General features: G+C 29.4%; 22 protein-coding genes. 14 read left to right on the top strand and 8 right to left on the bottom strand.

From position 1 onward, the window contains the following. The first annotated feature begins 493 nt into the window (after positions 1–493). From HUE88_RS07305 to HUE88_RS07270, 8 genes are all read left to right on the top strand, one after another. Entirely contained in the window at positions 494–4264 is a 3771-nt protein-coding gene (locus HUE88_RS07305) for a tetratricopeptide repeat protein (RefSeq protein ID WP_194368077.1), read from the top strand. Next, complete coding sequence (locus HUE88_RS07300) at positions 4254–5243, top strand: hypothetical protein (RefSeq protein WP_194368076.1); 990 nt, start codon at positions 4254–4256, stop codon at positions 5241–5243. The genes HUE88_RS07305 and HUE88_RS07300 overlap by 11 nt, the downstream gene beginning before the upstream one ends. Beyond that, positions 5230–6870 carry a hypothetical protein gene (locus HUE88_RS07295; protein ID WP_194368075.1) on the top strand — a complete coding sequence of 547 codons (1641 nt, stop codon included), beginning with the start codon at positions 5230–5232 and terminating at the stop codon, positions 6868–6870. The genes HUE88_RS07300 and HUE88_RS07295 overlap by 14 nt, the downstream gene beginning before the upstream one ends. 229 nt (positions 6871–7099) lie before the next feature. After that, entirely contained in the window at positions 7100–12055 is a 4956-nt protein-coding gene (locus tag HUE88_RS07290; protein WP_194368074.1) for a hypothetical protein, read from the top strand. Between the two features lie 220 nt (positions 12056–12275). Then, positions 12276–12602, top strand: a complete 327-nt coding sequence (locus tag HUE88_RS07285; protein ID WP_194368073.1) for a hypothetical protein — start codon at positions 12276–12278, stop codon at positions 12600–12602. A gap of 29 nt (positions 12603–12631) precedes the next feature. Beyond that, entirely contained in the window at positions 12632–12940 is a 309-nt protein-coding gene (locus HUE88_RS07280) for a hypothetical protein (RefSeq protein ID WP_194368072.1), read from the top strand. Positions 12941–12949: 9 nt separating this feature from the next. Continuing rightward, positions 12950–13510 carry a hypothetical protein gene (locus HUE88_RS07275; protein ID WP_194368071.1) on the top strand — a complete coding sequence of 187 codons (561 nt, stop codon included), beginning with the start codon at positions 12950–12952 and terminating at the stop codon, positions 13508–13510. 178 nt (positions 13511–13688) lie between these two features. Beyond that, positions 13689–13913, top strand: a complete 225-nt coding sequence (locus HUE88_RS07270) for a hypothetical protein (RefSeq protein ID WP_194368070.1) — start codon at positions 13689–13691, stop codon at positions 13911–13913. A 185-nt stretch (positions 13914–14098) separates the two neighbouring features. Here HUE88_RS07270 and HUE88_RS07265 read toward each other — a convergent pair whose 3' ends face one another. Genes HUE88_RS07265 through HUE88_RS07250 form a run of 4 tightly spaced genes read right to left on the bottom strand, consistent with a single transcriptional unit; the run spans position 14099 to position 16954 of the window. Further along, positions 14099–14317 carry a hypothetical protein gene (locus HUE88_RS07265; protein ID WP_194368069.1) on the bottom strand — a complete coding sequence of 73 codons (219 nt, stop codon included), beginning with the start codon at positions 14315–14317 and terminating at the stop codon, positions 14099–14101. A gap of 47 nt (positions 14318–14364) precedes the next feature. Then, the gene (locus tag HUE88_RS07260; protein ID WP_194368068.1) at positions 14365–16311 is read right to left on the bottom strand and encodes a type IV secretory system conjugative DNA transfer family protein; all 1947 of its coding nucleotides are present in this window, start codon (positions 16309–16311) and stop codon (positions 14365–14367) included. Then, positions 16308–16472 (bottom strand): hypothetical protein, encoded by a 165-nt coding sequence (locus tag HUE88_RS07255; protein ID WP_194368067.1) that lies wholly within the window; start codon positions 16470–16472, stop codon positions 16308–16310. Before HUE88_RS07255 ends, HUE88_RS07260 begins: the two co-directional genes overlap by 4 nt. Before the next feature lie 17 nt (positions 16473–16489). Continuing rightward, positions 16490–16954, bottom strand: coding sequence for a hypothetical protein (locus tag HUE88_RS07250; protein ID WP_194368066.1), 465 nt, complete (start codon positions 16952–16954; stop codon positions 16490–16492). A 107-nt stretch (positions 16955–17061) separates the two neighbouring features. Between HUE88_RS07250 and HUE88_RS07245 the strand changes: the two genes are divergently transcribed. Both HUE88_RS07245 and HUE88_RS07240 read left to right on the top strand, forming a co-directional pair. Continuing rightward, the gene (locus tag HUE88_RS07245; RefSeq protein ID WP_194368065.1) at positions 17062–17391 is read left to right on the top strand and encodes a hypothetical protein; all 330 of its coding nucleotides are present in this window, start codon (positions 17062–17064) and stop codon (positions 17389–17391) included. Positions 17392–17420: 29 nt separating this feature from the next. Beyond that, positions 17421–17672 carry a hypothetical protein gene (locus HUE88_RS07240; RefSeq protein ID WP_194368064.1) on the top strand — a complete coding sequence of 84 codons (252 nt, stop codon included), beginning with the start codon at positions 17421–17423 and terminating at the stop codon, positions 17670–17672. Positions 17673–17764: 92 nt separating this feature from the next. On the opposite strand, the gene HUE88_RS07235 is transcribed toward HUE88_RS07240, so the two are convergent. Beyond that, positions 17765–18073, bottom strand: coding sequence for a hypothetical protein (locus HUE88_RS07235; protein ID WP_194368063.1), 309 nt, complete (start codon positions 18071–18073; stop codon positions 17765–17767). A gap of 209 nt (positions 18074–18282) precedes the next feature. On the opposite strand from HUE88_RS07235, the gene HUE88_RS07230 reads away from it, so the two are divergent. The 3 genes from HUE88_RS07230 to HUE88_RS07220 are packed head-to-tail and all read left to right on the top strand — an operon-like array spanning position 18283 to position 19347. Beyond that, the gene (locus HUE88_RS07230) at positions 18283–18585 is read left to right on the top strand and encodes a DUF2958 domain-containing protein (RefSeq protein ID WP_194368062.1); all 303 of its coding nucleotides are present in this window, start codon (positions 18283–18285) and stop codon (positions 18583–18585) included. Then, a complete protein-coding gene (locus HUE88_RS07225) occupies positions 18585–19130 on the top strand; it encodes a hypothetical protein (RefSeq protein ID WP_194368061.1) in 546 nt (181 codons plus the stop codon). Before HUE88_RS07230 ends, HUE88_RS07225 begins: the two co-directional genes overlap by 1 nt. Further along, a complete protein-coding gene (locus HUE88_RS07220; protein ID WP_194368060.1) occupies positions 19123–19347 on the top strand; it encodes a hypothetical protein in 225 nt (74 codons plus the stop codon). Before HUE88_RS07225 ends, HUE88_RS07220 begins: the two co-directional genes overlap by 8 nt. 88 nt (positions 19348–19435) lie before the next feature. Here HUE88_RS07220 and HUE88_RS07215 read toward each other — a convergent pair whose 3' ends face one another. After that, positions 19436–19600 (bottom strand): hypothetical protein, encoded by a 165-nt coding sequence (locus tag HUE88_RS07215; RefSeq protein WP_194368059.1) that lies wholly within the window; start codon positions 19598–19600, stop codon positions 19436–19438. A gap of 103 nt (positions 19601–19703) precedes the next feature. Beyond that, the gene (locus HUE88_RS07210) at positions 19704–20300 is read right to left on the bottom strand and encodes a tyrosine-type recombinase/integrase (protein ID WP_194368058.1); all 597 of its coding nucleotides are present in this window, start codon (positions 20298–20300) and stop codon (positions 19704–19706) included. Between the two features lie 205 nt (positions 20301–20505). Here HUE88_RS07210 and HUE88_RS07205 point away from each other — a divergent pair, with 205 nt between their 5' ends. Next, on the top strand, positions 20506–20685 hold the full coding sequence (locus HUE88_RS07205; RefSeq protein WP_194368057.1) for a hypothetical protein: 180 nt from the start codon (positions 20506–20508) through the stop codon (positions 20683–20685). 40 nt (positions 20686–20725) lie between these two features. On the opposite strand, the gene HUE88_RS07200 is transcribed toward HUE88_RS07205, so the two are convergent. Then, positions 20726–20905, bottom strand: coding sequence for a hypothetical protein (locus HUE88_RS07200; protein ID WP_194368056.1), 180 nt, complete (start codon positions 20903–20905; stop codon positions 20726–20728). Between the last annotated feature and the right edge of the window lie 62 nt (positions 20906–20967).

Raw genomic sequence — 20967 nt, 5'->3', positions numbered from 1 at the left:
GATTTAAGTACAATTACACCAATAAAAAAGAAAAGAGCTTTCAGTTTCAAACATTTTAGTGGTCGTTTTTGTGTCCGCGAAATGATGGAACAGCTAGAAAGTGCCGTATACAAAGGGGTTTAGCATGAAGATAAGGGTCTATTACGATTACCCATCTTTTCCTGTAATTGCTGGAAATAGTAGGAAATAAAGGCTTCTTTTTGATTAATTTTCCTGTATATTAGGAAATTAAGTGAAGTTTAGTGTCCGGTTTAGGTGCCGTTTTATACTCTGAAAAGGTAACAATCAGACTTTCAGGAACTCTTCTTTTAATTAAGTCTTTTACTCTAACAATTCTCTATTTAAAAGCATTCGCTTTATCTCTTCGAAGCTTAAAGTGTTTCAAATATATCTTTTTTTAATATTTTCTCATAATATTTTGTGTTAATTTAGGGAAATAATAGCATACTAATATTTAACTTTAATGAAGAGCAAAAAAGACAGAAGGAAAGCAGTGCAAAAATGTCCAGAGTGTGGTGGTGAGATTAAGGAGAATGAAAAGTTTTATGAGTGTATTGATAATGAAGATTGCGGTTATAGAATAAATAAAGTAAAATTTCAAAAACAGAGTCAACACTGGTTAGAAACAACCATAGAAGATGAGTCTCTTTGGAATAAACCTATTTTTGGTACAGACATTCCTATTATTTCCGCTGAATATAAAAGACTGTATGAGCTTTGTGAAAACAAACAGAGCTTTGGTATGCTCTTAGAGATAAAAGATATATTTGAGATACTCATTAAACTTCCAACCCTTCTAACTGCGTCAGCTATATATATAAAAAGTAGTTTTAGTGAAGTCGAAAGTAAACTTCTAATAGCAATGTTAGAAAAGCAACTATCTCTCGGTACTTGGGAAAGTATAGCTCGTAGTTCTCAAGAATTAAATATTGATAATCCTATTGAAAATTGGCTGACTAATATTATCCAAGTATTTAAAGATGGTCGTATTACTCAATGGAGAAATGAAGAGATAGGTCATGGGGCATTATCACTAGACGAAACAGATGTGTTTCAAGAAGATATAAAAAGTAAACTAAGCATACTAAAGAAATTTTTTGAAGAAAATATATCAACTCTCATAATGCTAAAAGAACCTGTATATCAAGAGTTGATGGAATCTATATACTTTGAAAAAGATACCAACAACAATATTCACTTTTTTGATAGTTATGGGTATGGAAAAACATCAAGAGTTGACTATAGAAATGGTACGTACAGTAAAAAAATAGAAAGTCAATTTACAAGCTTATCTAATAGTCTTAGTATCTCACAAAGTACAAATAGACTAGATGGTTGTGCTGATGGTGGAGTAAGAGAGGCTGTTGTTCAAAAAATGTTTGAAGAGCTTCATAAAGTGGATGATTATGAAACGCCAACTTATTTAGTTGATTGGTTAAAGACCAATATGAATAACCATAAAAAGGGTCTGTTTCTTTTACAAATGCAAAGAGGTATGGGTAAGAGTATGTTCTCAAGAGCATTAGACCAACTCTCACTAACTAAAATAAAAATACCAAACACATTAGTAAGAGCTTATTACATCAACGATGTATATAGCTATAAACTAGATGAATTCACATCTGTTGTAGATAGACAAATACTAAACAAACAGCTTTTAGATAAAAGAATAGAAGATAAGATAGTTGGTTCTGCAATCCCGAAGAGTTTAGATAGTAAATCTCAAGCTAAAGATTTGACTAATATGCTTCATGAGTATAAAAAAGTATATGGGGAAGAAAATATACTTTTTATTATAGATGGATTAGATGAAATACCAGTGACTCAAGAAAAAAGTATCTTAGGTATATTGCCATCAGATGATGATCTACCAGAGGGAGTGTTTATACTCTTTACTTCAAGAGTGAAGTTATCACAAAAAATCCAAACTAAACTCGATAGCATTAGTTTCACAGATAAAAAAAGTGTGTTAAAAGATGATGCTGATTATATTTCAAATACAAACAAATACATCAGAAAATACATCAAACTAGATTTAGATGATACAACTTTAGTGTTTATCAAAGAGAGAAGTGATAGCAGGTATGTCTATATAAAACTCATAAAAGAGCTTGTAAAAACTATAGGTTTAGAGATTGAAGATATCCCTAATGCAGATAAAATTATAGAGCTATACCTTAGTAATCTCAAAGCGAAATATGGGGATAAGTTTTTTACAAACATCACAAATCTCTTAGCAGTAGTTTCAACACAGTATGAGCCACTAACGTTACAAGAGATAGCATATATGTTACAAGATGAGTGTATAAGCTTTAAACTACTTGCCTGGATAAATGATACAAGAGGCTTTTTTAGATTTGAAAGAAGTTATAGAGGTAACATTATCTCTATAGAGCATGCTGATATAAAGTCATATCTAACAAAAGATAAGAGTGTCTTAGATGCTATGAATTATATTCTTAGTATATTAGTTGAAAATATCACTAACGAAAAGCATACTATTGATCTCCAAATCGATGGAGAGAGTTATCTATTATCTCATATTTGGGATTATGCTAAGAATAAAGATACTAATAATAAACTTAAGAATCTAATCTTCATAGGTAGTGTGCTAGATAGTCTTGAAAATGTGGAAAAGCAAGATAAGTTACTTTTAAATAGATCCATAAAGATATATTCACAACTGATAATTATAATGCAGAAGCTAAATCAAGATGAGAATAGTCACTTAGATAGAAATTACTTGGCTGGCGCTTTTATGAATAGAGGAATTACCAATGAGTCTCTTGGAAAGCCAACTGAAGCACTGAATGATTATGACAGAGCTATAGAGATAATGATGATTCTAGAACAAGATGAAACTATCCACTTTGATAAAAGTAATTTAGCTAAAGCGTTTATGAATAGAGGAAATACTAATAAGTCTCTTGGAAAAGTAACAGAAGCATTAGATGATTATGACAGAGCTATAGAGATAATGATGATTTTAGAGCAAGATGAAACTATTCACTTTGATAAAATTGATTTAGCTAAAGCTTTTATAAACAGAGGAAATGCCAATGACTTTCTTGGAAATCCAACCGAAGCACTAGAAGATTATGATAGAGTTATTGAGATAAGAGAGCGTCTAAACAAAGGTGAGACTATTCACTTTGATAAAAATTATTTAGCTTTATTTTTCATGAATAGAGGAAATGTTAATGCCTCTCTAGGAAAACCAACTGAAGCACTGAATGATTATGATAGAGCTATAGAGATCATGATGATTCTAGAACAAGATGAAACTATCCACTTTGATAAAAGTAATTTAGCTTTAGCCTTTTTGAGCAGAGGAACTGGGCATTATTCTCTAGGAAAACTAACTGAAGCACTGAATGACTATGATAGAGCTATCGAGATAATGATGATTCTAGATCAAGATGAAACTATTTACTTTGATAAAATTGATTTAGCTAAAGCGTTTATGAATAGAGGAATTGCCAATGAGTCTCTAGGAAAACCAACTGAAGCACTGAATGATTATGATAGAGCTATAGAGATAATGATGATTCTAGAACAAGATGAAACTATTCACTTTGATAAAAGTTATTTAGCTAAAGCTTTTATGAAAAGAGGAGATGCCAATGCCTCTCTAGCAAAATATACTAAGTCATTAGATGATTACAGTGATTTTATTGAGATAATACAGATCCTAGGTCAAAGTGAGAGTATTCACTTTGATAGGAAAGATATAGCTTTAGTTTTTATGAATAGAGGTTATGCTAATGCCTCTCTAGAAAAACCAACTAAAGCACTCGCTGATTATGATAGAGCTATAGAGATAATGATGATTCTAGAACAAGATGAAACTATTTATTTTGATAAAAGCAATTTAGCTAAAGCTTATATAAATAGAGCGGATACAAATCACGTTCTAGAAAAACCAACCGAGGAACTGGATGATTATGATAAGGCTATAGAGATAAGAGAAAACCTAGATAAAGAAAAGATTATATACTTTGATAAGAATGATTTAGCTTCAGCTTACATCGATAGAGGAGTTTTTTACCATTCACGAGATGACACTTTAAAAAGAAATCAAGATTTCGATAAATTTTTTAATATTGTTGTTGAATTAATATATTTTCATTTTGAGTCAGGAAATACAGAAAAAGCCATTCAAATATTTCAGAAAAACTACCAAAATATAGACATGATGTTAGACAATAATATGCTTAGAAATCAAGAAAATATTCAGCGATATAAAGCCTTAAGTGAAGAGTAGAATAGTGATAAAATATAAGTTTAACCTTTATGGAACAGTTTCAAAAGCAAAAAAGAATGTTTTACTTTTAGACAACGGGAACAAACTCACTAAAGGTATCATAGATCATCATCAGCCATCAGCTCCAAAACACTCGGCTACTATGCTTACTTTTTTGTACCCTAAACTAATAGGTGAAAATATACAAAGAATTGAGCTTCATATATCTCCTGACTTGGATTGTGTTGCTAGCTCTTACCTGGCATCTTACTACATCAAAAACAAATCTTTTCCAAAGTTTGCAGAAAAATTAGCAAAGTATTTAGATAAGGTTGATTTTGGTCAAAGCAGTAAGTATAAAGTCTCTCTATCTTCCATATTTTCCTTTTTAAAAAATGAATGTAAGAGTGATCTTGAGATAGTGAAAAGAGGACATATACTCATAAAAGAGTGTGTTAAGTATGGTTTTGAAAGTGGGAGCTTACCACCAAAGTATCATAGATACATTAAATCGATTAGAGATGATTATATAACATATGAAGCTGATCTTAAAAGGGCTTCTATAAAATCGATACAAGTTAAACGTAGAAATACTAGTAGGTTTATACAAACACAAGCGCTGATCGTTTTTTTACCCAAAAGTAAGCTATTTACAGAATGGGCAAGGAATGATTCTGTTCATACAAAAAATGGTTTTGATCTTTTAGTAACATCTTTATCCTCAAAAAGAACTATTATCTCAGTCAAGCCTGATGGAGTTACTACTTTAAAAGGTTTTGGGGATGTTTTAAATAGTATGGAAACTAAAAGAAGAAAAGAAAAAGGTATAGTTTTAAAAGAAGAAAACAGAGTAGGATACGATATCCCAGATCCATGGTATGACGGTCGTAACCCAAGTCATAACTATACTATCATTGACTCCCCAAGAAGAGGCAGTGAACTAGAATTTACAGAGATACTCAAAGCATTAGAAGAATGGAGTAATTATGCAGGAAACTAACGAACTAACTATAACAAGACAAGAAGCTATGGATGCTATTGGTAAAGTCATACCAAGTAGACACACATCTTTTTTTATTATACCTATTCCTCATGGAGTATTTGATGGTATTGTAGATAAAAAAAACTTCCAAAGAGACAAAACTACTTCTAAAATTTATAATAATTTTTTTGTAAATGGACGAGGGGAAAGTTTTGTGAAGGTGATAAAAGGTAATGGCTGGGAGTTTTTAAACGAAAGTAGTAAAGAAAAAAAGCCTGGATATGAAGATATAAAAGAGTACATATACACAAGGTTCTTTTCTCAATATAACGAAGAAACGAAAAGTGCTTTTTTTCATAATAAAAATAATATGATTTTTCAAAAACAACAAGAAAATACTGACTGGAAACTAAAGCTTGATTCTCACGATATTAACTTTAAAATGGATAGTTTACAATTATGGATACTTGATAATAACATTGCTTTTTTAGTGCTTGAAACATCCTTGCATAACACTCACAAGATAGCGGACATATCTTCTGTATTTAATCAAAAAATGAGAGACTTTATTCAACTAAACATAGATTTTAAAGAAAAGATTGTTGTTTATAGCAGTGCAAATACTGATTTTTTAAAGACTCTCTTTAAATCTTTTTCTACAGATCAATTTTCTGGTGATGAACTCTTTAATATCGACCTAGAGCATATAGATAAAACCAACAAGTATCATGCTATCTATAAAAGTGCGGTAACTGCTAAAATGATAAGCATGACCCATATCAATGAAGATGGGTTTGAGAAAGTTAATGACACAGTGCATTGCGTGAACGCTAAAGAGAGAGTTAATGATACAATCTTAATCCAAACTCCTGTAACAAATGAAATAAAGTACACAGAGATAAACTCTATTGATTACATGAGCGAAAGTACCTATGCTCTAGCAACATTTTCAAGTTTTAATAGTGAAGAGTGGCTTTCAGAGTCTAGTGAATCATATATATATGAAAAAATATCTAACAGTAGTTATTCGCCTTTTAAATACTGGAATGCTCTTGCACTTAAAGACTCGCTTACATTTTTAGGTATTAGAGAAGGCAATGATTATTATTTTAATGAAGGGCAAAAAAATGAAGTATTTTTAATCTATATGTTAAATCTTTATATAAATTACAATATTAAAATATTTGAACAAAAACTCATCGATAGTGAATTTACAGATATAGACAGACATAATGAGCTCTACAAACAGATGCAAAGACTTAAAAATGAATACTTTTCTAGTGAAGTAGCGAGACGGTTTCAGCCTAATGAACTCAATATAGTTATTCAAAAGGGAATGGGCTACTTAGACGTATATAATGAAGTTGAAAACAACATTGCCAAAACTTTAGATATTACCAGAGACAATATCGCAAATACTTTAAAGGTATTAGGAACTCTGCTTTCTGTGATTTTACTCTTTGGGGATGATATTAAAAATACTGAGATTTTTAAATATACAATGCAACTTATTACAAGTAATGTAAGCATAAGTGGTGCTATCGCATTAGTAACTATAATATTGAGTATTAAGTATAAAAGGGTAGCTTATGTAAAAAGTCGCCAACTTATGAACTTTATAATGAAGAGCTTAAAATCTTACTAGAAAATATTATATACAACTTCTTCTTTTTCCTAGCTATATATAAATGTAGTGTTTTATTTCGTAGCAACTTCGGTAAGATATGAAAGAAAATCAGGAAAAGATTCAACATTTAAAAAAGAATTTTTGTTTTTGCTCAGTAGAAAAATAATCATATGGGAACTTTTTTTTGGGAGTGTTTTGGTTTTTGGGATGTATAAGAGTGTATTAGCGTAATATTGAAAGGATCAAAATGGAAGAAATAATAATAAAAGATGCTTTATTTAAAAGATTAAAATATGAGTTTGAAACTTCAAGAGAAGAGGAAAAATACCATAAACAGTTTGTAGTTGGTTTTGATTATATAGAAGCGATGATTAAACTTTTTTCTACGATGATTATTACTGCAGTGAAGCATAAAGATGAACAACTTTATACTAAACTTATGCAAGATGGATTTGGGACTCCTCCATCTTTAGGCCATTTTGTAAATTTAGTTAAAAATCCATTTACAACAGAAAACTATAAAAAATTAAATAATGATCCCCTATGTAAGTATTTTTATGAGTTAGTTGTAAAAGAAAAACAAGGTTTTTATAAAGACATATCAGACATCATAAAAGGAGTTGAAGAACCTGAAGAAATCGAGATAAAATCAACAAAAGATTTTTTGAATAATTGTGTGACAAACTTTCGGAATAAAACGAAAGGTCATGGTGCCTCTTTTAACGAAAAGGACATAAAATATAGAAATCGTGTTCTTGGTTTAATGGATATTATCATTGAAAACTTGGAAAAAGATTTGGAACAGATAGATATTGATAATTTAAAATTTTATTATGACCAGGATAAAAATGTTGCTGTACATTCTATTTTTATGCGATTTGAATCAAAGGATTATGAACTAATACCAATTCTAGCATATATAGGGTGTGAACATACTGCATGTCAGGATGCAAAGCCAAAGCGTCAAAAACTATTTTTTTATAATGGTGGTAGAAAAACCCACGAGTTTTTAGATTATGCCTTTAGTCATTTCTCAGATTTAAGTGACAGAACAAATAAAAAATTTAATCAGGATGTTACTTCACTCATGTCAAAAGTGACGAAAGATAAAAAGTCTGAGCTTTTGATAGATTTTATAGGAAGAAATGATAAACTTGACGAAGTAATACAGTGTCTTCAAGATAATACAATCTCTTTAACTTGTGTTTATGGGAAACCGGGAATTGGAAAATCTGCTTTCTTAACACAACTTGAAAAGAAAGTTAATGATATAAATTTGAATATAAAACCTATTCTCTTTTATGCTATTAAAGGTCAAATGGAAGTTGAAGAAGATGAATTTTTTCTTTCTCAAATAAATAGTGAATTGGATACACTGGGTGTCAACGTTAAGTTAAATAAAGAAGATACAGCAGCACAAAGACTAGAAAATCTATTTACAGAGTACGAAAAACAAAGTAATGAAAACCTTCTACTTATGATAGATGGTTTGGATGAGTTTAATAATCCTGCTGATATTATCAATATGATTCCTTTTAATTATAAAAGTAAAATTCATCTTATTTTGTCTTATCGAGATATTCCTAAAATCGAAGAACCTCTTGATGTGAAAATAAAAACAACTCAGTTTAAAGACAAGAGATTACTTATTGAATTAACAAAACTGAAACCCAAAGAAGTTGAAGCACTCTTAGAACAATCAATACCAAGAGAAGTAGCAATTGGATCAACAGATTATAATAGTATTGTAAGTACTATTGCTAAACGTTCAGAAGGAATCCCACTTTATATTCATTTCATTGTAAAAAAACTTAAAGAAATTAAAAAAAGTCAAAATATTGTTAAAGATATCATAGCTTGGAGTGAGAAGCTTCCTAAAAATTTAGAGAAATTTTATGAGGATACATTTAAGAGTATAGAACCTCTCTCAAGAGAAATACTCTACATGGTGTACCTTTCAAAATCAGGCATAGATTTTACTACCATTTACGATATCTTAGCAGAAGATAATGATGAAGTAGATGAGTTTAAATTTCAAGAGAAATATTTTAATGATATAGAAGTATTTCTCAAATATGATGAAGATGGCAACTATATCTTTTATCATCTCTCTGTAAAAGAAGCTATTTTAGAGTATCTAAAAAGTATAGGTAGTATTCTCACATTTAATAAAGAAAAACTTAAAAGCATTATGTTTGAAACTATCCTAGAATATTATGCAGATCAGATTGATGAGATAGAATATGTGAAAGAAAAATCTACAATCCACAAGGTACTAAATAAAACTATTAAGTATTTAGATCAAAATAAAAAAAACACTTATGCACAAACAAATTTAATTCATCTAAAAAACACTTTAGTATGGATACATATCTATCATAATATAATTTCATATGAAAATATGACAAAAGACAAGTATAGTTCCATTTTAGATGCTAAACTTATAAAAGAAAATAAAAAAGAGATACGTGACTTATATAAAGAAGTGGATAGTAAAGAGACTCTAAGACATAAATATGAGATACGATATGTATATGAGTTGGCTTTTTTGGAAAAAAACTATCAAAAAGTTTTAGGGTATAAAGATATGTATGAACAATATACCCAAAATCTGTTTTTAGATATAGCACTTAATATTGATAAGGTAGAGTATATACAAAAGTTCATTACACATAAGGATGATTGGCTGAACTCTGTGACTAGTGAAGCTAAAGATATATTTGTAAATATAATCGCTCAACAAGAGGTTATTGATGATAAATTTTATGATGTTTTACTTTTCTTAGATGATGAACATAGAATAAGGTTGCTCACTAGCATTACAGAAGAAAAAGCTTTACATATAGCTGAAATGATGAGTTCGGAAGAATATCCACAAGCTTTCAGGTATGTAGTATCAATGACTCACGATAAACAACTATTGAGTAAAGTTTTAGATATTCTTGAAAAATGTTCTGATGATTTAACAATACAAATGACAACAGAAGCTATTGTATCTCAAACAGATGATGAAAAACTAATAAACAGATCATTAAAGATAAGTAAAAAAACATATAATAATGTAGCTGAATCCAGAGTGATGTTGTTAATAGCTTCTAAAAAAAACACTATAAAGGAAGCTCTAAAAGTAGCTGAATCTATTCCTGATAATGAGTATAAAGCAAAAGCTCTAATGAAAATATTATCTACTATTGATGATATTGATGAATGCTTAGATTTGATAAATTATTTCCCTGAAGGATACAAGTCAAAAGCTCTGGCACACATAGCTTTAAAAACAAATAATACACAAATGGCAATGGATATAAGTAAAAAAATTCAAAATATTTATATTCAAACAAATACCGTTATTACAATAGCTTCAAAAACAAACAATGTTGACCTATTTGATGCAATTTTTAAATTTATTGGCAGCATACCATATAGTATTGAGAAATCAGGTTATTTAAGTCATATAATATCAAGCACAAACAACAATGAGAGATTAGGTAAAGTATTAGAGGAAGTAGAAACTATTCCTGATGACTTTGATAAATCTAATCTTTTAATATCTATAGCTATCAAAATAAATAATAAAGAATCATTAAATGAAATATTAGCTATTGCTGAGAAGATTAGTGATAAAGAGTGTAGATTAGAAACTATCGAATCAGTAGTATTTCAGATTGAAAACATAGAAAGTCACTTAAAAATAACCAATGAAATTCTAGATCCTAAGTACGAATTAATAGATAATAATACTGCCAACAAAACTTTAATGGAGGCTAATAAAACTTTTATTGATAGAATGAAAACTAAATATTTAACATTGGTTGCTACAAAAACAGATGATTTACATGAAGCTTTAAATATTGTTCAAGAGATTCCTGACCTTTATAATCAATCCAAAATTATGATATCTATTTTACTTAAAACTAATGATGAGGAAACAATAAATAGAATACTTAACATAAGTAATAAAATATTTTCTGATTCTGAAGATGAATTTTTCTTTGCTGAATTATTAATCTTAATAGCTTCTAAACTAAACAATCAGAAACTATTAAACAAATCTTTACTTATAATTGAGAATATTGATGATGATGTTATAAAATCAATGGTTCTACTATCAATAATATCTAACATATCTAACAAAAAAATACTTGACAATATTTTAAATATTGCTAGAAAAATTTCATATAAAAGTGATAAATCAAAAGTCTTAGTTTCAATTGCCTTTAAAACAAATGATGAAGAACTGCTGGCTGAAGCATTAAACATATTAAATCAATGCATTCAAGATAATAATGATGCTGAAGAGGAGGATATTGTAGAGATACTTACTTTTATTGCAGATAAAACAAACGATATGGAATTACTAAATAAAATATTGACAATGATAGAAAAAATGTCTAATCCATATTGTAAATCTCGGATTATAGGATCAGTAGTTCCTAATATTGATGATGTACAAAGAGCAAAGAAGCTTATTAAAGAAGAGATATCTGATGAGTATTATAAAGCGCTAGCATTAACTTCAATATTGTCAAGCATAGATAATGAACCCTTATTAAAAGAAGCCCTAAGTATAAGTAAGACACTTGTAAATGAATATCAAAAATCAAATATTTTAATAAATATAATATCTAATACAAACGATATAAAACTACTATTAAAAGTTTTAAATGTTACTAATAGTATTGTTGAAGAAAAATATAGATTTAAAGTTTTATATACTATATTATTTAAAGTAGATAATAATCAAGTTTTAAAAGTGACTAACCATTTATCTAATTTTTATAAATTAAAAATTTTGAAAAAACTTAAAATAGATAGATTTAATAACTTATTTTTTGATCAGCTTTTTAATAGTAAGACCAATATACTTGAAACTTTAGATATTGTTACAGAATTTTCTACTGATGATGTTCTTAGATACTATAATATACATATAAAAGACACTCAAGATAAATCACAATTTCAAGTTTTAATAACAGAATTAATAGATTTACATAAAATTAATATAGATACAAGAGAGAATATAAAAGAATTCAATAGTATAAAAAATAAGGTTTCTGAGAATGAAGAGTTGCTAGGGGAATTAATAACCTTATATGGAGAAAATTTAGGAGTTAGTAATTATTCTGATTTTGATGAAAAGTTTAGATTTAGCAACTTAGATGCAATTATAAAAGAAATTTTTCATGCGAATAATAATCTATGAAATATTAGGGTCAAAGATTTACTTTTGGAGATAACATACTCAGTGTATAGAGGTGGAAATCAAATTAAGCTAAAAAGTTGTCTTGATTTTTCAGGCCATTATAAAATTTCATTTTAAACCTTTGTTGTTATTTAACCTGAATTGTTATAATAGAATGGTTAATGTTTTAAAATATTCATCTTTTTGCTATAATTTCCATCAAATAATAAATGGTGATAAGATGTTAATATATCAAGAAATAGATGAGTTTATACAAAGTGGAAAAACATTAGATACACAACTAGAGATACATACCGACTATGATGATCAGCAAATACATAAAATTTTAAGTAATTGTAACCTAGAAGGTAGCTCATGGGAGTCTTTAGATTATCACACTCGGATCTACAAAACCTATGATAAAGATGGAAACTCTGAGTGGATGACAGTTCTGTTTATAGATACTACAGATAAGAAAATTGATGATCTTGTATCTTTATCTGCCATAATCCAAGAGGCTGAAGATAAGTTCTATGAGTTTGATAATGATGAATTATTTGATGATTAAGAAGTAATGCGTTTGAATTTGGAGAAAATGTGCAGGTAGATAAAACAAATATCAAAAATGTATATGAGATAGCTATATATGACTATGAATATGGTAAATTAGAGTTTTTAAGAACTTATGTCATTCTTTTTAATAATGAAAATAATGTAAAATCTGAACTAGAAAAACTTGAAACTATTTGCTCAGGGGAAGAGCTTGAAATATATCTTGAAAATGAAGAGTATGCTTTTGAGTATCTTGTGAATTATGATCCTATCTCAACTGAAGAATTTTTAGGTAAAAAAGAAACTCCTAGTGAGACTTCAATAGTAGTACAAGAAGGAAATATACCATTTTAAAGGTTAAGTATGCCAACTAACACACCCGAGTTTAAAATAAAAAAAATTAAAGGTGACTTTGCAGAACTTATCTGTAAACATCACTTTGAGTTGATGGGATGCCATGTCAATAAAGTTGGCATAGAAGAACTGTCTCCAGCATTTGCAAAGTTACAAAGTGGTAGAAAAGCTGTTGCATCTCTGAAAAATCGTATGCAGTATATGCCAGACTTTTTAGTCGTGCACCCAAGTGGAGACAATGCTTCATTCGTAGAGGTAAAATACAGAGCAAACATTTCAGATGATGACTTAGTAAAATATTCTAAAGAGTGGCACGAACAATATGCCGATTTTATAAAAGACAGTACTCCCGTATATTTTTATCTTCTAACAAACAAAGAGCCTTATGTGCATATCATGAAAGCAAATGCATTAAAACATTTTGAGCAAACTGGCGGATTTTACTATGCCGGTATACAAAACTTAAATAAGCTACCTTTTTTTAGTGGAACGAATGAATACAGTGGCTTTAATGCTGTTTACAGTCAGAGTATTAGAAGTGCTATTTTTGAGCTGTATAACGGCCAATAAAGAGTGGTGACACACGTAAGCTGATGCTATAGAGAATTACCAGCATACATTTAAATATCTCTGCAAGTTTTCTTAATCTATTTATAATAATTAATGGACAACTATACTATAATCCCGTCATAATAGAACAGATAAAAAGCTTTACAGGTGATGACTTTAATGAACACAATAGAGACTGATGATATATAGTATTGAGATTATAAACAGCTTTTTATTTTTCATAGTCATATATGTTAATGTACTCTTTTTTGCTGTCGCATCTGCTGTGGGGTATGAGAGAAAACGCCAAAGAGATACAACATTTAAAAAAGAGTTTTTACTTTTAACTAATAGAAGAACACTGATATTGGAACTATTTCTTATGAGTGTTGTGCTCTTTGTTTTATTTAAATTTTTGTTATAAATTATGAAGACTAAAGTTAAAACTTCTCGGGCAGCTAGCTAATTTTTATTCATACAATTTGACTCAATAAACAGCTGGAGTCTCTGTCTCTTGGAATAGAGACATCAATATTTAGATTTAATGGTATTGAAAACCTGCTATTGATCATTTATTTTCAAATTAGAGAAAAAATCAGTAACATCTATCTACAGAGATAAAATTATTTTACTGATCTCTTTATTGAGTTTAAATTTTTCTAATAATTTCTTATCATTTTTAATTACAAAATTAAGAAAAGAGAAAAAATCGTCAGATGGTATATATGTTTGAATATTACCAAAAAATTCACTGATCGTTTCTTCAGATGCACCATTTAGTATAAATGTTAAATCTTCAAAACTCATCTTCTCTGTAGCTAAATTCAAATTATTAAGTATTATTGTATATCCTTTAAAAATAATATTTCTAAATTTTATACATTTAAATCATCAAATTGTAAACGCAACTGCACAGGTGTAACATCAGGGATTTCTCTCATAAAGTAAACGCTGAAAAAGTCTTTATTATTAATTACAAATACACCATTTTCTTCAAGTAAAGCCACTAGGGTGGTTGCGAGTTCTTCACATTCGTTTGTTATAATTTTATCATCCTCAGAGTATTCATCTATTGTTAATTCCTCTGAAAACTCATCGCGTATAAGCGAATCATATATATCTAATATATCCGTATCTTCATCGTTCTTAGCAAGTAGCTCTCCAATGTCATACGTACAAGAGAAGGCTTTGTCTTGCGTTGAAAATCTACTAACAAAGGTTTGCTCCAATCTAGTCTTATTATACTTTTTATATTTATCATACATGATTTGAAGTTTGTCTTGTGGAACGGGATGCATTGTTACAAGACTTTCAATAGGCTCTTTTAGATAGAACTTGATCTCATTCTCTATAAGCTTGTCTTGAAAATCTGTAAAGAGTTTTCTATACTTCTTTTGTTTAGTATTAGTGTTTATGAGTATCACTTCTCTCTCATTTTCAAAGTGTGTTACGTCATAAAAGAGTATCTCATTTTTTTCTATATTTTTTAGTTTTAATACCTTATGCTGATAACTATGCTCAACATTGTCAAAATCCTCTTTATTTAAGAATATTGGTTTTGCTCTAAGTTTATTTGCATCATGCTCTTTTGCATACTCAAATATATTTAACGTCGCTGTATCTACGTAAAAAGAGAGTAGATGATCTCCACCAAAAAATGAAGATCTAAACGCATATTTCTGAGCAATATTTACAGAGATCTGTTGCCAATCTTCTCTTGATTTAAACTTACTAATGAGCTGGATTTCACTTTGTACAGCCATAAGAACATCTACTTTTGAGCTTCTAAGCACGTCTAGAGGAATGTCTTTGTTTATAAGTCTTTGCGCTTCGTCTATAAAGATGGATATTGGCTTTTTGTCCTTTTCGCTTTGAAGATTTAAGTCAATCATTTTCTCAAATATCTGATCTAACATCAACTCGAGTATAGTATCTGGTATTACTCTAACGTTTATGATGATGATTTTTCCATCTTGTAATGATTCTACTATGCCTAAAGGGTTTTCTTTTTCAGAAATGTACTTTGCAGAGGATGTAGACATAAAACTAAATCCTGATGAAAGAGTGCTAATAACAGACAAGAGAGATGCTTCAAACTTTTCACCACTACTCCTACTATCTGCTTCAACATCGTATTTGGTGAAATACTTCATTCCTACTTTCATATTAGAGTAGTTGAGAACTATATTTTTATATACTTCACTCTTCTCACCGTGATAATATTCAGTATTACGAATTATAAAACTATGTAAACTTTTAAGAAATTTTTTACCATCTTGAATAAATTCATAAAGGGTATCAATATTGTAAATAATACTATATAGGTCACCTAGAGTAAAATACTTTTCTAATACAAACGAGGTATCTTTATCTAGTTCATGCAGCTCTTTAGAGATTATAGATTTCAGTTTGAGTGTATTAAATATACTCGAACCTAGGCTTATTGCTTCATTATAGAAGAATGTATTACTCCCTCCATTAGCAGGCTCCCCAACGATTTCCATAAGTAATGTTGCAAAAGTTCTGTTGTTAAGAGACTCTATGATGTTAATATTTGAACCCCAAGGCTTACCTATCTCGATTACGTCATCAAGTCTGTCGGCATCTGAAGCCAGCTTTTTTAGCGCTAAATGCTCACTTCCTTTAATATCAAAGAAAAGTATCCCATGACCTAATTCCATTCTGTTTTTAATATTTGGATAGATAAATGAAGTAGTCTTACCGCTTCCCGTTTGTCCAATACAGAGTGAATGCGTGAAATTTACATCAACTAATGGTGTCTCTTCTTTTAACTTTGTATCTTTGATTAGTCCTAGTGTCACTTTTTTCCTTTTTGTTGTTCTTTCACGAAAGCGTCTGCAATATCTTCAATTTGTTCTTCACTAAGTGACGGCTTCCCTGGTTCATTATCCCATACTTGGTTTTTCATTCTCTCTCTAAATGCCAAGGACTCTGGAGTTTGAAAATTAGGTCTTTCTCTCATTAATTTTTCTTTCATTATTAAAACTTATAGTTTGAAATGTCACTTTCATAAGTTGGTTGTGGCATGCCTGAGATTTTACACATTTTCAAGTCTCGTTTAGGGTTATAACCTGGTATCTTTTTTTCCATAAGTTTAACAAGATCACATCCTTCGAAAGAGCCTATAATTTTAAAAAGGTCATAGCGATTTTTTCTTTTTACTTTATAGCCATTTCGATAAATCTTAGTATCGTATATTTTTAGCTGTCCTTGCACTACTTCATAATTATATACTTCAGCAGTTTTTACAATTTTCATCTGGCCTTGAGTATTAAAAAGAAGTTCTAGAACCTCATTTCTCTCTTTACCTATGTAGTTACCAAAAGCAACCGTTTTATTGATTTTTGCAGATGATATTTCCCACATGCCAAGAAGATTTTCTTTTGTGAAGTTTTGAGCTTGTAGTGATATTAGTGTAAATAGTAATAGTGTGATAAATTTCATTTAATACCTTTTGTATTATTTAACCTAAAATGTTCTAAAAGAATGGTTAATGTTTTTAATATTCATCTTTTTGCTATAATTTTCATCAAATAATAAATGGTGATAAGATGTTAATATATGCAAAAATAGATGAGTTCATACAAAGTAATAGAATATTAGATACAGAGTTAGCAATACATACCGACTATGATGATCAGCAAATACATGAAATTTTAAGTAATTGTAACTTAGAAGGTAGTTCTTGGGACTCTTTAGATTATCATACTCAGATCTATAAAACATATGATGAAGATGGAAATTCTGAGTGGATGACAGCTCTGTTTATAGATACCACAGATAAGAAAATTAATGACCTTGTATCTTTATCTGCAATCATCCAAGAAGCTGAAGATAAGTTTTATGAATTTGATAATGATGATGAATACTTTGATGATTAAGATACGATGCGTTTAAGTTTGGAGAAGATATGAGAGTTGATAAAACAGATATCAAAAATGTATATCAGATAGTTATATATGACTATGAACATGGTAAGCTAGAATTTTTTCGAACTTATGTCATTCTTTTTGATAGTGAAAATAATGTCAAAACTGAACTAGAGAAACTAGAAGCTATTACCTCAGGCGAAGAGTTAGAGAAATATCTTGAAAATGAGGTATATACTTTTAAGTGTCTTGTAAATTATGACCCTATCTCAACTGAAGAGTTTTTTAGGTAAAAAAGAAGATCTTAGTTATACTTTAGTACAACTAGATGGAGATATACCATTTTAAAGGTTAAGTATGCCAACTAACACACCAGATTTTAATATTATGTCTTATATTCCGAATATTTTAAGGAGTATTCACTGTTTTTCAGAATCTTATCCAGTTGGGAACTTATACCATTAAAAACATTTAATCCCGTATAACCTGCTCTTGTATCAGGGTCATTAATGAAATACTCACAATCATCATATGTCAATTTTAAACAAATATCAACTATACATGCATAATTACCTAAATCTTTTTTTGCTTTCTCTAAATATAGTAAAAAGTTTTTATTTATTTTTTCTTGCTCAACGCTACTAAGTTTCCTATAAAACTCCAATGGTTTTAATTTTTCTTTAGTTATTATCATATCAATTGCTCCGAGAGTTGTATTGGTAATAATATCATATCTAACATTATTTGATATAAGTCACCATCTTCTCTGTCTCATAAAGTCAACTTCTTAATACACTTTTCTCTAATCAATCAAACTCACTAAACCATATGTCTCATGTCCTGTCTCATGGTAGGGTATCTGAACCTTTTAAAGATGATAATCAATAAATAAAAAGGTTATTCATGCAAACACTAATCCAAAAAGCACTCTTAAGCCTGCCAGACCTATACGACACAGAAAACACAAAAGATCCCATCTGTCACATAAAACTATTCACACCTGATAGTAATTGGACTTGGTACATCACAGAGATATCTAAAGAAGATAAGGATACTTGTTTCGGATTAGTTTCTGGGCATGAGTTAGAACTTGGCTACTTTACATTAAGCGAGTTAAACTCAGTTCGTGGTCCATTTGGTTTAAAAATAGAACAAGATACAAGTTTTACTCCAACACCTCTATCAGAAGTAAAGAAGCTCCACTAATGACATCAATCATTCATAAACAACTCAATTTCAAAATCTATAACAATCCAGAAGTAAGTAGCATTATGGGCATAAGAGGTACACTATATATATACATAAACTTAGAGTGTCAGAAGTCTGAAATAATAGACCTACTAAATTGTGATGAATATGATGGTGAGTACACTTTAAAATTTAGTAGTATTAACGAAGAGATTCCAGAGATTGTAACGAAAGAACAAAAGTCTGATTTAATGGATTTCCTTTTGAACTCACAGTTTGATGAAGAACAGGCTTTTAATAATCTATCGGAAGATGTAGAATATGAATTTAACTATCTTGATAAATACACTATCCCTTACCACATAAAAAATGATGTTGTTAAAGTTGAAGCACTTTTAAAATTAGTCTCAAATGTTATTATCAATAATGGTGCTAGTAAGACTTCAAATTTTGATGTAGATGAGCTAGTGGAACTAATTAGAGAGTCTATAAGTACTCTTGAGGGTAAGGATACATCTAGAACAGAGTTTTTAGATTTAGATCAAAAGCTAGAAAATGGATAAAATTATTACTATAAAAATTCATAGTCAAGATTTTGATGTGAAGGTCAGTGATGAGTATGTAATGAGTTTATTCTTTTCAATGAATGAAGATTTTGATTTGCAAGGGAACAATAAACGTATTGATTTACTTCGAGCTTATTGTAAGTCAGTCCATTCGTTGTATTTACAAGATATTGCGATTGAAGCGATTACATCTAAAATAGATGTATTTAGTTAAACTCGAAGCATCTTCTTCTTTAAAGAATGAAGAAATATTTTAAGTTTAATAAAGTTGATTTCTAAATACTTCCAGTGTTATAGAGGAACTATTTTTTATTTCTTTTTTGGACACATTCTTTACATACATTTTGCTTGCCACCTTGCGAAGAACCTTTGGCTGTTTCATTATGATATTCATGCAGTTCTTTCCAGTCATCACAAACAGAACAATATTTTCCCTCATTACCATTTTTAAAACTAGTTGCCATCATATACCCTTTTTATGGCTGCATTCTATCATACAATCTTTTTAGTCTACCTTGTTCCAATAAAAAGTACTGCCACTTAAAAATATAGCTAGGTGCAAATATCTTGTTACCTAATCAAATTCATCATAATATCTTCGTCTGTTGGCTGAACATATTTGAGGGTAGTCTTAATATCAGAATGTCCAATAAATTTACTCATAATTTTGATATTAACTCCCTTGGCACCAAAGTCACTTAAAATTCCTTGTCTAAAGGAGTGCGATGTGTAGCCACTACCAAGAACTGATTTTAGATATTTATTTATCTGTTGAATAAAAGTAATAGTGTTTATGCCAGTTCGTTTGTTCTTATTGCTACCTTTGCAGATTATTCTATTTTCATCATCTTCAATCTCAAAGTCAAATAGTGGTGTAAGGTTCTTTTTGAACTCTTTAGTAAGATAGAGTTTTCTCTCTGAAGATGTTTTTTTGGAGACAACTTTAACAGTTTCATTTTCAAGTAGCTCTTTTATATCTTGTAGTCTTAAATCTTGAAGTTCATTTAGTCTCATACCTGTGTGATATAGCATTACAAAGGTTCTAAGTAGATTTAATCTTGTATTCTCTCTTATAGAGTCATCTCCACGAGTTGCAGCCATAATCTTTTTAAACTCAACGATTGTTATGTTCTCTTTGATTCTTTTTATTGATTTTGTAGTTTTCATAATAAACCCCCTAATAAGTCCTTATATAGGAGATTTTATAGGGTTTTGGATGCAGACAAAGTGAAAGAGGCTAAGTAAACGCACGGAACCAACAAAACCATATAAAATAGATTGATTTATAGTGTTTTAAGCCACAAGAAAATTCACTATCAAATTAATGATAGTGATTTTGCTATAATTTTAAAAAAAGCTTCAAAGAGTGCTTATGACTTACGGTGAATATTATTATCTTGTTAAGTATGATATGAAACTAGTAGATGGTAGTTGGATTGCTAAATCTCCAAACATGAAAATTCCTCTTCAAATGTCAAGAGAAGAAGCATCTGTATATTACACTCTCAAATTTAGAGAGTATTGGAAGAGTTTAAATCTCACGCAAAAATAGAGAGTATTAAAAATTTCATCAAATGTTAAAAAATTATAGATTACTTCTTATTTTGTAACCGCTGTTTATAAGCCGCTGGATTTATATATTTTCCACTGCTATCGTTTGTTCCAAAGTCATCATCTTTCATGATTGTCTTAATTCTTGGCTGATATGGTGGCGTTCTTACTTTAGACACTTTTCCGTTTGTTTCAATATCTTTAATCAACCCAGCTTTCAAATTGTTAAGTACTGTTTGTACAATTTCTAAGTTTTCATCATCTACCTATTCAATAATCATAA

The organism is Candidatus Sulfurimonas baltica, assembly GCF_015265455.1.
Classification (GTDB): domain Bacteria; phylum Campylobacterota; class Campylobacteria; order Campylobacterales; family Sulfurimonadaceae; genus Sulfurimonas; species Sulfurimonas baltica.
The sequence above is the reverse complement of the archived record's forward strand: the minus strand, read 5'-3'. Positions and strand labels throughout refer to the sequence as shown.

Bases quoted from the DNA above. Each gene is read 5' to 3' on its own strand.
- HUE88_RS07295 (WP_194368075.1), top strand. From the start codon at position 5,230: ATGCAGGAAACTAACGAACTAACTATAACAAGACAAGAAGCTATGGAT.
- HUE88_RS07290 (WP_194368074.1), top strand. From the start codon at position 7,100: ATGGAAGAAATAATAATAAAAGATGCTTTATTTAAAAGATTAAAATAT.
- HUE88_RS07285 (WP_194368073.1), top strand. From the start codon at position 12,276: ATGTTAATATATCAAGAAATAGATGAGTTTATACAAAGTGGAAAAACA.
- HUE88_RS07275 (WP_194368071.1), top strand. From the start codon at position 12,950: ATGCCAACTAACACACCCGAGTTTAAAATAAAAAAAATTAAAGGTGAC.
- HUE88_RS07270 (WP_194368070.1), top strand. From the start codon at position 13,689: ATGATATATAGTATTGAGATTATAAACAGCTTTTTATTTTTCATAGTC.
- HUE88_RS07255 (WP_194368067.1), bottom strand. From the start codon at position 16,472: ATGAGAGAAAGACCTAATTTTCAAACTCCAGAGTCCTTGGCATTTAGA.
- HUE88_RS07250 (WP_194368066.1), bottom strand. From the start codon at position 16,954: ATGAAATTTATCACACTATTACTATTTACACTAATATCACTACAAGCT.
- HUE88_RS07245 (WP_194368065.1), top strand. From the start codon at position 17,062: ATGTTAATATATGCAAAAATAGATGAGTTCATACAAAGTAATAGAATA.
- HUE88_RS07240 (WP_194368064.1), top strand. From the start codon at position 17,421: ATGAGAGTTGATAAAACAGATATCAAAAATGTATATCAGATAGTTATA.
- HUE88_RS07235 (WP_194368063.1), bottom strand. From the start codon at position 18,073: ATGATAATAACTAAAGAAAAATTAAAACCATTGGAGTTTTATAGGAAA.
- HUE88_RS07230 (WP_194368062.1), top strand. From the start codon at position 18,283: ATGCAAACACTAATCCAAAAAGCACTCTTAAGCCTGCCAGACCTATAC.
- HUE88_RS07225 (WP_194368061.1), top strand. From the start codon at position 18,585: ATGACATCAATCATTCATAAACAACTCAATTTCAAAATCTATAACAAT.
- HUE88_RS07220 (WP_194368060.1), top strand. From the start codon at position 19,123: ATGGATAAAATTATTACTATAAAAATTCATAGTCAAGATTTTGATGTG.
- HUE88_RS07215 (WP_194368059.1), bottom strand. From the start codon at position 19,600: ATGATGGCAACTAGTTTTAAAAATGGTAATGAGGGAAAATATTGTTCT.
- HUE88_RS07210 (WP_194368058.1), bottom strand. From the start codon at position 20,300: ATGAAAACTACAAAATCAATAAAAAGAATCAAAGAGAACATAACAATC.
- HUE88_RS07205 (WP_194368057.1), top strand. From the start codon at position 20,506: ATGACTTACGGTGAATATTATTATCTTGTTAAGTATGATATGAAACTA.